Raw genomic sequence first — 11649 nt, 5'->3', positions numbered from 1 at the left:
TCTGATCACAGTCATTAAAGGAGGAATATGATTATGGCAACATGGAAAAATCTGGACACTCTTGCTTCTTACAGCAAACTTAACGGTCTGAAAGATCACGTGAACATTGCAGAAGCAATGTCCGGCGAGCAGGGTGCAGAACGTGTAAAGAAGTACAGCGTACCGATGGCAGCAGGTCTGGCTTACAATTACGCAGCTAAGGAAGTGGACGAGACCGTTCTTGACGCACTTTCCAAACTGGCTGATGAGGCAGAACTGATCGAAAAATTCCAGGAATTATATAACGGCGCAGTGATCAACACAGGCGAGAAACGTATGGTCCTTCATCATCTTGCACGTACACAGCTTGGCGAGCCTGTTGTTGTTGACGGTGTGGACAAGCGAGAATTCTATGTAGCTCAGCAGAAGAAAGCTGCAGATTTTGCAAACAAAGTACATGCAGGCGAGATCACAAATGAAGCCGGTGAGAAATTCACTACGGTTGTACAGATCGGTATCGGCGGAAGTGACCTAGGACCGCGTGCATTATATATCGCACTTGAAAACTGGGCAAAGGCAAACAACACCTTCAAGATGGAAGCAAAATTCATCAGCAACGTTGACCCGGATGATGCAGCTGCTGTTCTTGCATCTGTAGATCTTGCTCACTCTCTTTTCATCGTTGTATCCAAATCCGGTACAACCCTCGAGACTCTGACTAACGAGGCATTCGTAAAAGACGCTCTCACAAAAGCCGGCTTAAACCCGTCCAAGCATATGCTTGCAGTAACCAGTGAGACTTCTCCTCTGGCAAAGAGCGATGACTACCTTACCGCAATCTTTATGGATGATTATATCGGCGGACGTTATTCTTCTGTTTCCGGTGTAGGCGGAGCGATCCTTTCCCTGGCATTCGGACCGGAAGTATTCGCAGAGCTGCTTGACGGAGCTGCCGAGGAGGATAAGCTTGCAACAAATAAGAACATTCTTGAGAACCCGGATATGCTGGATGCCCTGATCGGCGTTTATGAGAGAAATGTACAGGGATATCCTTCTACTGCAGTTTTACCATACTCACAGGCATTAAGCCGCTTCCCTGCTCATCTCCAGCAGTGTGATATGGAGTCTAACGGTAAATCTGTAAACCGCTTTGGTGAGCCGGTGGATTATGTGACCGGGCCAGTGATCTTTGGTGAGCCAGGAACCAACGGACAGCACTCCTTCTACCAGCTTCTGCATCAGGGAACCAATATTGTTCCGCTTCAGTTCATCGGCTTTAAGAAGAGCCAGCTTGGTGTTGATGTTGATATCGAGAACAGCACAAGCCAGCAGAAGCTCTGTGCAAACGTTGCAGCACAGATCGTTGCTTTTGCATGCGGAAAAGAAGATGAGAACCTGAACAAAAACTTCAAGGGCGGACGTCCTTCCAGTATCATTGTTGGTGAAGAACTTACACCGAAGTCTCTGGGTGCGCTTCTTGCACACTTTGAGAACAAGATCATGTTCCAGGGCTTTGTATGGAACCTGAACAGCTTTGACCAGGAGGGTGTACAGCTTGGTAAGGTTCTTGCAAAACGTGTTCTTGCTCATGATACAGACGGAGCACTGAAAGTTTACAGTGATCTTCTTGATATCTGATAAACAAATAGGTACCGTCCCGGAAAATGTTTTTTCGGGACGGTTTTTCTGTATATGTGACCTTAACCGGGAAAGGAAATCTTAAATATGCAGCAGATAAAAATGATCGGTCTTGATCTGGACGGAACTCTTCTGAATACAAAAAAAGAACTCACAGAAAATACCAGGCGCGTTCTCAGGGAAGCTATTGATGCAGGTATCCTTGTTCTGATGGCTACCGGCCGGCCATATACCGGCATTCCCGCGGAACTGAGAAATTTTCCGGGAATTCACTATGCTCTCACCTCCAACGGAGCCAGAGTCCTTGATACAAACCATAATAAACTTCTTATCGAGCAGCTTCTTCCCATGGAAAGTGCAAAAAAAGCTCTCCGTATCTTTGAAAAATATGATACTTTAAGTGAGATCTATTTTGACGGTCAGGGATATGCAGACGCTGCCAAGCTTGATAATATAGGAAAATACCATCACGACCCTAATATGTGGAATTATGTCCGTACTACCCGTATCGCGGTTCCAGACATCCAGGATGTCATTACAAAAGAAAACAGAAGCATGGATAAAGTCCAGGCGCTTTTTGCAGACATGGAGGAACGTGCCGCCGCCTGGAAGGAATTAAGTGAACTTAAGGAGCTGGAGCTTGTAGGCTCCTTAAGCTACAATATTGAGATCAACGCCGCCGGTGTCAACAAAGGAACCGCTCTTGTTGCTCTTGGCGAAATGCTGGGAATCCCAAGAGAATCCATTATGGCATGCGGAGACGGTGACAACGATGTCCATCTTCTCCGGGAAGTCGGTTTTGGCGTAGCCATGGCCAATGCACAGCCCCAGGTAAAAAAAGCAGCCGATTATATTACTGCTTCCAATGACGAAGACGGTGTAGCACGCGCCATTGAAAAGTTTGCGCTGCACCGATGAGATATTCTATTATGTATGCCAAAAAGGAACCGACAGTTTTTACGCTGTCGGTTCCTTTTTTAGAATGGGATTGAATAGCGGTACATTCACATTCGATCAATATTCATAGTTTCCTGCCGGCTGTTTGATCCTGGTAAGAAGATCATGCCAGGACTGATCCCAGATATACCATTTTCCGGTTTTGGAGTGCTTATATGTACAGATCCATCTGGAACTGTCGCTGCCTGCAAAATCAGTAAATGATCTGTAGATCGCAGGAGTGGTCTGAGTCGGTTCAAAATACGGGATATCTTCACTGATGGAATTTCCCTTACCCGGAAGTGTGTCCTGTCTTAACGTAATGGAAATCGGTTTAGACGGAGTATAATTGTTGGCCGGAGTTGCTCCATTCAGGTAAGAATTGCCAAGATATTTATATCCGTTATCCGCTTTCATACGATCCCTCAAAAAGTTTTTGTAATACTGAGTCATCTCTTTATTGTTGAGATAAGAAATCATCTCCTCGCAGTCCGTCGGATTGGTCGGTGTCCAGGTACGATATGCAAGAATCAGAAGAGCCATGGTCTTATAGCGTCCGTCTGCCGTTGTGATATCATACTGTTTCAGTTCCTCTACATTGGTCGGGATCGTGGTAAAGGTGTAAGTATAGGTATTTATCGTTACATTAATAACTTCCTTCTGTCCTTTATCATTGGTGATCTCTTTTTTTGCAGATTTAGTTCCTTTTGTAAGAACCGGCTCCACCTGTTTCTTTACTGTCTGTGTCACGTGGACAGTACAGCTGCCTCGCCAGGTACTCTTATCCCGTACCTGGATCTTTGTTGTTCCCACATTCACTGCCGTTACTTTGCCTTTACTGTCTACAGTTGCAACAGATGTATCATCACTGGTCCATACAAGAATCTCTTTATAATTCTTTACCTGAAGCTGTCTCACATCACCTTTATTCATATTTAAGGTGGTGGCACTTAAAGATGGTTTCGGCACCGGTGTAGGTGTCGGCTTCGGTTTCGGTTTCTGCGCTGCTTTTACTGTAACCTTACAATTGAATTTCTTCGTATTTGCCTTCGCTGTGATCACTGCCGTTCCTTTTTTCACTGCGGTGATCTTTCCTTTGGAATCCACACGTGCGATCTTCGGATTGGAAGAAGAATATTTCACCTTCACAGTTGTTCCTGTCAATTTAATGGCACTGGATTTCTTTTCTGTTAATGTCAGCGATGTCCTGCTGAGCTTCGGTGTTTCTACCTTTACAACACATTTATATGTTTTTTTGCTTACCTTTGCATAGATCGTTGCGGAACCTTTATTTTTGGCAACCACCTGACCTTTGCTGTTTACGGTCGCAACGCTCTTTTTGGAAGATCTCCAGGCAACCTTCTGCCTGGTTCCGGTAACCTTAAGTGTTGTCTTCTCACCTTTTAAAAGAGTTACTTTTGTTCTGTTCAGTTTTGGTGCGGCGCTGACCGTCACACTTCCAAATGCCATCGTAAAAATAAGGCTGATCAGCAGCACAAAACACAACAGATTTTTTTTCTTTTTCATTCTGATTTCCCCCTTTCCGGTAAAACGTATATTTACGTCATATATTGCTTTAATCACATTTTAGAGGAAATCCCTTATAAAAACACTAGCACTTATGATAGTATCCTTGTAAATATGATCGTTTATATTCTTTCATCGCCCATACCGGGGCTTATTGTCAGGAAACAAAAATAAAACAGGACTGATTTTTGATACAGATACTTGAAATCAAAAGTTTCATCTGTTTAAAAATCAGTCCTGTTATATAAAAATATCATGGTTGATCCGTAATAGCAGGCAGATCAAGGCATTCGCTATCTGCTCATAATGATACAGTCACGTAACATCGCCAGTGCATGCGCTGTAGTCTGCTCGCGGATCCGCATGCGGTTTCCTGTAAAGTGGAACTCTTTGGCAATAGCCTTGCCCTTATAGCAGCAGCCCATAAATACAGTACCAACCGGAGTTTCCTTTGTTCCGCCTCCCGGTCCTGCCAGACCCGTCACGGAAATACTGATGTCTGCTCCGGATGCTTTGCAGGCGCCCTTTGCCATTTCTCTGGCACACTTGGCGGAAACTGCCCCCTGCTCCTTCAGAGTACGCTTCTTCACTCCCAGACATTTATGCTTGGCCTTGTTACTGTAAGTCACAAAGCCATAGCCAAACACCTCAGACGCACCGGATACATTGACAATGCGCTGGGCGATCATACCGCCGGTAAGCGATTCCGCCAGGGAAAGCTTCAGATCTTTCTCTTTCAGAAGATCGATCACCGCTTCCTCCAGTGTCTTGCTCTCATCTGTGGCGAAAACATTCTCTCCAAAACGCTTCTTTAGCTCCTTGACAACCGGTTTGATCAGCTTTCTGCAGGCCTTTTCATTCTCTGCGCTTGCTGTCACACGAAGATGCACTTCACCGGTTTTTGCATAAGGTGCAATGGTAGGATTGGTCTGGCTTTCGATCAGATCCTGGATTTCCTCTGCTACCTGACTCTCACCGATCCCGCTGATCTTTACCATCTGGGACACAATGATCTCCGGCTGGTTTTTCTGCAGATATGGGACAACGTACTCCTCGAACATGGGCTTCAGCTCATTGGGAGGTCCAGGAAGAAGGATCGCGGTTTTTCCTTTTTTTTCAAGGATCAGTCCCGGAGCAGTTCCGTTATGATTATCAAGAACAATGGCTCCCTCAGGAACCATGGCCTGTTTATAGTTGTTCTTCGTGATACGTCTCTGAGGATTGTTTTTCTCATATTCCTTCAGATATTTATCGATCAGTTTCCTTGAGTGGGAATCTTCCTTAAGAGGCATTCCCATCAGATCCGCAGTTACTTCCTTGGTGATATCATCCTCTGTTGGTCCAAGACCTCCGGTGAGGATCACAACATCGGAACGATCCAGTGCAGTACGGATCACGTCACGCATACGGCCTTCATTATCACCTACTACATCCTGATAGTAAACACTTAACCCAAGCAGGGCGCATTTTTCAGAAAGATAGGCGCTGTTGGTATTTACGATATTTCCTAAAAGGATCTCGGTTCCTACGGATATCAGTTCTGTGATCATGAAAAGAAACTCCTTTCGTATACTCTGATCCCTACTCCTGCATGGAAAGGACCTTTCTGTTCTGCATGATATAAGTCAGCAGGGAGATAATGGTCAGTGCAACGGACAGCCAGATAAATATCTGTGTCAGCACTGCAAAAACACCTCCGAAATCCAGCATCAGAAGTATGATCATGATCATCTGGGAAACGGTTTTGAATTTTCCCCAGTAGTTTGCGGCAATGACAATTCCGTTCTCCGCTGCGATCAGACGGAAACCGCTGATGATAAATTCCCGTCCGATGATAATGATCACAACCCATGCCGGAAGCTTGTCAACCTCGATCATGCAGATCATGGCAGAGCATACCAGAAGCTTGTCTGCCAGCGGATCCATAAATTTTCCAAAATTGGTTATCAGGTTATATTTTCTGGCAAGATGACCGTCAAACCAGTCTGTCACACTTGCTGCGACAAAAATCGCAAGACAGATCCAGCGGTTTGCTTCTCCTCCCCATCCTGTCAGTAAGAAAACTACAAGAAATGGTACAAGTATCATTCTTGCAACTGTAAGTTTATTCGGTGTATTCATCGCTCAGCACTCCTATCAAATCATACTCAAGCGCACCTGTCACACGTACCTTTGCAAAATCACCTGTCATAAGCAGTTCGCCTGTCTGAACGAAAATGTATCCGTCAACCTTCGGTGCATCCCCGTAGGTACGTCCGATATAGGCACTTTCATCTGCAACTTTTCCTTCGATCATAACAAGAAGTTCCTGTCCGATACGGTCCTGGCCTCTGTCATAAGAAATCTCCTGCTGAAGCTCCATCAGCTCGTCTCTGCGTTCTTCCTTCACTTCTTCCGGAACCTGGTCTGCCATCTCTGCTGCCGGGGTATTCTCCTCCGGAGAGTAAGTGAAGACACCGAGACGGTCAAATTCCATCTCATCTACGAACTCCTTCAGTTCTTCATGGTCTTCCTCCGTCTCACCCGGAAATCCGGTGATCAGAGTTGTACGCAGTACGATATCCGGAATCTCCTTACGGAGCTTTCCGACAATATCGATCAGTTCCTGTTTGGAAGTACGGCGGCCCATTCTTTTAAGAATTCGGTCCGATGCGTGCTGGATCGGAATATCCAGATAATGACAGATCTTCTTCTCATCACGAATGGTTTCGATCAGTTCATCGTAAATCTCCTCCGGATAACAGTAAAGGATGCGGATCCAACGGATACCTCTGATCTCACAGAGCTTCTTTAAAAGAATGTGAAGAGATTTTTTGCCGTAAAGATCCTTTCCATAAACAGTGGTCTCCTGTGCTACCAGGATCAGCTCTTTCACTCCCTGTTCAGCCATATCCTCTGCCTGGGCAATGAGGCGCTCCATTGGGACGCTTCGAAATTTACCTCTGAGCTTCGGGATGATGCAGTAGGTACAGTGCTTGTCGCAGCCTTCCGCGATCTTCAGGTAGCCGAAATGTCCACCTGTTGTAAGGACACGTTTGCTTCCTGTATCCGGCAGATAATCAATATCACGGAATTCTTCGAAATGATTTCCGGCTACTGCTTCCTCCAGAGCCTTTACGATGTCGCCGTAGGATGTAGTTCCAAGAACAGCATCGACCTCCGGAACCTCCTCAATGATCTCTTTCTGGTATCGCTGTGCCATACAGCCGGTAACGATCAGTGCATGGCAGCTTCCTGTTTTTTTGTATTCTGCCATTTCAAGAATGGTTTCCACACTCTCTTCCTTGGCATCCTTGATAAAACAGCAGGTATTGATCACGATTGCATCTGCCTGTGTTTCATCGTCTGTGATCTCATGACCTCCGGCTGTAAGAAGTCCCAGCATTTCCTCAGAATCCGCCAGGTTCTTGTCACAGCCAAGAGAGATGAATAATATTTTCATAAAATTACTCCGCTTCTGTCTGAGCTGCTTCTGCAGTCTCAGTGCCTTCTGCGGTCTCGCCCTCTGCTGCCTCAAGAGCCTCCTTCTCAGCTTCAAGAGCCTCCAGCTCTTCCTCTTCCTCCTGTCCGGGAAGGATCTTTACTTTGCCCTTGTACAGCTCATCAATGGCAACGGAAAGCGGTTTCTTTCCTGCTGCACCCGGTACAAGCGGCTCTGCTCCTGCGATCAGCTGGCGGGCACGTTTGCTTGCTGCAAGTACAAGAGAATAACGGCTGTTCAGCACGAGAGCCTCATCGTCGTCCTCGTTGTTTGTGTTGATAGCCTCAATTAATTCTGAATAAGATGGATGTATCATATCTTTTCTCCCTTCTGTAACGGCAGGGCCGTATTTAACTTGTTAATTGGTATTTATAAAAAAGCTTCCGCTTCTTTCTGGATCCTGGATACAAAATCATGATTCCTGGATGTACGCATGCGCTCACACCGGATGGTCTCATGAAGTGTATCAACACATTCCTCCAGATCATCATTGATCAGGAGATAATCATATTTATCCATTCCTCTGGATTCTTCAACTGCTCTTCTGAGACGCCCGTTGATCACATCCAGAGTCTCTGTTCCGCGACCTACCAGACGGTTCTTAAGCTCCTCCATAGACGGCGGACATACAAATACCAGCAGTGTATCCGGAAACTTCTCACGGATCTTCATGGCACCCTGGATCTCGATCTCAAGGATCACATCTTTCCCTGCGGAAAGCTGCTCCTCTACATATTTGCGGGGTGTGCCATAATAATTCTCCACATACTGTGCATACTCGATCAGTCCGTCTTCCCGGATCAGCTGTTCAAATTCTTCTTTTGTGCGGAAGAAATAAGCCTCTCCGTCCTTCTCGCCTGGTCTTGGATTTCTGGTAGTAACAGAAACAGATAATGCATAATTGTCATATTTTTCCATCAGCCGTTTCATGACAGTACCTTTTCCGGAACCGGAAAAGCCCGAAACAACAACTAAAATTCCCTTACTCATTTTCTTCCTCCCTCGTTTCCTCTCCATACGCTTCCGAAAATCTCCTGGCAATGGTTTCCGGCTGCAGAGCGGAAAGGACAAGATAATCATCGGAAGTAACGATCACTGCTTTTGTTTTTCTTCCCTGTGTGGCATCGATCAGAGTTCGGGTTCCCTTGACACTCTGTATCATGCGCTTTACAGGAGCGGCATCCGGACTTACCACAGCCACGATCTTGCGTGAATTGACAACATTTCCAAAGCCTACATTAATAAGTTTCGCCATTTACGCTCTCCCTTTCTGTCTGTGTACAGCCTGTTTCCTGCCCGATTACTCGATATTCTGGATCTGCTCACGGATCTTCTCGATCTCTGTCTTCAGATCGATGGCCGCGTTGGATACGGTAAGATCATTGGATTTAGACAGGATGGTGTTCGCCTCACGGTTCATCTCCTGTGCCATGAAATCCATCTTACGTCCCACGCCCTCGTTCTCATCCAGGATCTTTCTCATTCCGTGGATGTGGCTTCGAAGACGTACCGTCTCCTCATCATTACAGATCTTATCTGAAAAAAGTATCACCTCTGCGGCGATCCTGGAATCATCGATCTGGTTATCTTCAAGTAGCTCGTGCATCTTGGCTTCCAGTTTCTCCCGATAAGCCTTCACTACTTCCGGAGAACGTTTTTCCACTACATCGACCTTTGCTTCCAGTCCGTCCAGCTTCCCAAGAAGATCCTGTTTCAGATTAGCACCCTCACGCTGGCGGGTCTCCACAAATTTCCGGCAGGCCTCATGAAGCGGACCCTCCAGAAAATTCCAGAGCTCTTCCTCATCCGGAGCCTGCTCTTCCATTGTAAACACATCCGGATATCTGGAAAGTGTGGAAACACGGATATCATTCTCGATCCCCAGTTCCTCACTCATCTGGTTCAGATAGCCCAGATATTCCTTTGCCAGCTCTGCATTGTATTTCAGAGCCATTCCGCCCATTGTATAGTCTTCATAGGTGATGAACACATCGACTTTGCCGCGGCGGATATAAGTCTTCATCACATTTCGGATCTCTCCCTCAAAATAGCTGAGTCTTTTCGGCATTTTGATGTTCAGATCCAGATATCTGTGATTGACGGATTTCAGTTCAACAGAAACCTTACGCTCTCTGGAAACTGCTTCTGCCCTGCCAAAGCCGGTCATACTTTTTATCATGTTATCCTCCAATACTGCCTCTTAAGTTTATCAGCTGCTGATAAATACAGTAACTGATTGCATACGGATTTATTATAGTTCATTCCAAAACCCTAGTCAAACTCTTTTTTTACTGTTATAATGATTGATGTTGAAATGGAGGTAAAATCATGGCATTTGACGGAATTACAGTTTCTGCTCTTGTGGCAGAGATTGATGATAATTTAAAAGGCGGACGTATCAATAAAATCGCCCAGCCGGAAAACGATGAACTTTTGATCACAGGAAAAGGCTCAAATGGACAGAAACGTCTTCTCTTAAGTGCAAGCGCATCCCTTCCTCTGATCTATTTTACAGATAAGAACCGTATCAGTCCTTTAACTGCACCGAACTTCTGCATGCTTCTCAGAAAGCACATCGGAAGCGCCCGTATCCTTGATGTGAAGCAGCCTGGAATGGAGCGTGTGGTGGAATTTGAGCTGGAGCATCTTAATGAGCTGGGGGATCCCTGCAGAAAGCGTCTGATCATGGAACTGATGGGTAAGCACAGCAACATCATCTTCTGTGACGAAAAAGGCATGATCCTGGACAGCATCAAACATGTCTCTTCTCATATGAGCTCTGTCCGTGAGGTTCTTCCCGGAAGAGAATATTTCATTCCCAATACCAGGGATAAAGAAAATCCGCTGACTGTTTCCGAGGCGGAGTTCACACAGCACATCTGTAAAAAGCCTGTGAATATTTCCAAGGCGCTTTACACTTCACTCACAGGTATGAGCCCGGTAATGGCTGAGGAGATCTGCTACCGTGCATCCATTGACGGAAGCGATGCATCGCAGTCCCTGGATGAGGCAGCCTGCACCCATCTTTATCATACCTTTCTCCGCCTTATGGAACAGATCCGGAACAGAGAGTTCACCCCGAATATTGTCTACCGCGGAGAGGAGCCTGTGGAATACGGTGTCTTTCCTTATCAGCAGTTTGGCAGTGAATACCGCAGCGAAATCTTTGACAGTGTCTCTGTTATGCTGGAGACCTATTATGCTACCAAAAGTCTGCTGACACGTATCCACCAGAAATCCTCCGATCTTCGCCGTGTAGTACAGACTGCTCTGGAACGTAACCGAAAAAAATACAACATCCAGAAAAAGCAGCTGAATGATACTGCAAAAAAAGATAAATTCAAGGTCTACGGTGAACTGATCAACACCTACGGATACGGGCTTGAGGAAGGCTGCAGATCCTTTAAGGCACTGAACTATTACACCAACGAGGAGATCACTATCCCTCTTGACCCGACACTGACTCCGGCACAGAATTCCAAGAAATATTTTGATAAATACGGAAAGCTGAAGCGTACAGAAGAAGCCGTCACAGAACAGATCACAGATACGGAAAGTGAGATCTCTCATCTGGAATCTATCTCCAATGCTCTGGATATCGCCAGATCTGAAAGTGACCTTTCCCAGATCAAGGAAGAGCTCACTGAGTACGGCTATATCAAACGTCACTACACAAACAAAAAAGGCCAGAAAGCCCAGCCGAAATCCAAACCGCTCCACTACATATCCAGTGACGGTTTTGATATCTATGTGGGAAAAAACAATTTCCAGAATGATGAGCTGACTTTCAAGTTCGCAACCGGAAATGACTGGTGGTTCCATGCAAAGAAAATGGCTGGTTCCCATGTGATCGTCCGCACCAAAGACGGTGAACTTCCGGACCGTACCTTCGAAGAAGCAGGCCGCCTGGCAGCCTGGTACTCCAAAGGACACTCTGCTCCCAAGGTAGAGATCGATTATATCCAGAAAAAGCATGTGAAAAAACCTGCCGGTGCGAAACCCGGTTTCGTTGTTTATTACACCAATTATTCTCTCATGGCTTCTCCGGATATTTCGGATCTGAAAGAGGTTACGGAGTAATAACTATT

10 protein-coding genes and 1 pseudogene are annotated in these 11649 nt (G+C 45.9%); 3 read left to right on the top strand and 8 right to left on the bottom strand.

Annotation, left to right across the window (positions count from 1 at the left end; genetic code table 11):
* Positions 1–33 precede the first annotated feature (33 nt).
* Positions 34–1617 carry a glucose-6-phosphate isomerase gene (locus tag CCC17_RS06775; protein WP_287082784.1) on the top strand — a complete coding sequence of 528 codons (1584 nt, stop codon included), beginning with the start codon at positions 34–36 and terminating at the stop codon, positions 1615–1617.
* Positions 1618–1704: 87 nt separating this feature from the next.
* Positions 1705–2535, top strand: coding sequence for a Cof-type HAD-IIB family hydrolase (locus CCC17_RS06770; RefSeq protein ID WP_287082782.1), 831 nt, complete (start codon positions 1705–1707; stop codon positions 2533–2535).
* A 96-nt stretch (positions 2536–2631) separates the two neighbouring features.
* Here the strand turns inward: CCC17_RS06770 and CCC17_RS06765 are convergent, their stop codons facing one another.
* The 8 genes and pseudogenes from CCC17_RS06765 to CCC17_RS06730 form a co-directional block, all read right to left on the bottom strand.
* Positions 2632–4080, bottom strand: a complete 1449-nt coding sequence (locus CCC17_RS06765; RefSeq protein WP_287082780.1) for an Ig-like domain-containing protein — start codon at positions 4078–4080, stop codon at positions 2632–2634.
* A gap of 293 nt (positions 4081–4373) precedes the next feature.
* Entirely contained in the window at positions 4374–5630 is a 1257-nt protein-coding gene (locus CCC17_RS06760) for a competence/damage-inducible protein A (RefSeq protein WP_022427252.1), read from the bottom strand.
* A gap of 31 nt (positions 5631–5661) precedes the next feature.
* A complete protein-coding gene (pgsA, locus tag CCC17_RS06755) occupies positions 5662–6201 on the bottom strand; it encodes a CDP-diacylglycerol--glycerol-3-phosphate 3-phosphatidyltransferase (protein WP_015525184.1) in 540 nt (179 codons plus the stop codon).
* Positions 6185–7522, bottom strand: a complete 1338-nt coding sequence (gene rimO, locus CCC17_RS06750) for a 30S ribosomal protein S12 methylthiotransferase RimO (protein WP_021978070.1) — start codon at positions 7520–7522, stop codon at positions 6185–6187. Before rimO ends, pgsA begins: the two co-directional genes overlap by 17 nt.
* 100 nt (positions 7523–7622) lie before the next feature.
* A pseudogene (rpoZ, locus tag CCC17_RS06745) lies at positions 7623–7877 on the bottom strand (DNA-directed RNA polymerase subunit omega); the annotation flags it as partial.
* A 53-nt stretch (positions 7878–7930) separates the two neighbouring features.
* Positions 7931–8551, bottom strand: coding sequence for a guanylate kinase (gene gmk, locus CCC17_RS06740; RefSeq protein WP_015525188.1), 621 nt, complete (start codon positions 8549–8551; stop codon positions 7931–7933).
* Complete coding sequence (locus CCC17_RS06735) at positions 8544–8816, bottom strand: DUF370 domain-containing protein (protein WP_059085886.1); 273 nt, start codon at positions 8814–8816, stop codon at positions 8544–8546. The genes gmk and CCC17_RS06735 overlap by 8 nt, the downstream gene beginning before the upstream one ends.
* 45 nt (positions 8817–8861) lie before the next feature.
* Entirely contained in the window at positions 8862–9740 is an 879-nt protein-coding gene (locus CCC17_RS06730; RefSeq protein ID WP_287082779.1) for a YicC/YloC family endoribonuclease, read from the bottom strand.
* 149 nt (positions 9741–9889) lie between these two features.
* On the opposite strand from CCC17_RS06730, the gene CCC17_RS06725 reads away from it, so the two are divergent.
* Entirely contained in the window at positions 9890–11641 is a 1752-nt protein-coding gene (locus tag CCC17_RS06725; protein WP_287082778.1) for an Rqc2 family fibronectin-binding protein, read from the top strand.
* The last annotated feature ends 8 nt before the right edge of the window (positions 11642–11649 follow it).

The sequence above is a fragment of the Blautia sp. LMAG:36 genome, assembly GCF_008680535.1.
GTDB lineage: Bacteria > Bacillota > Clostridia > Lachnospirales > Lachnospiraceae > Blautia_A > Blautia_A fusiformis.
This window is presented reverse-complemented; position numbering and strand designations above follow the sequence as displayed.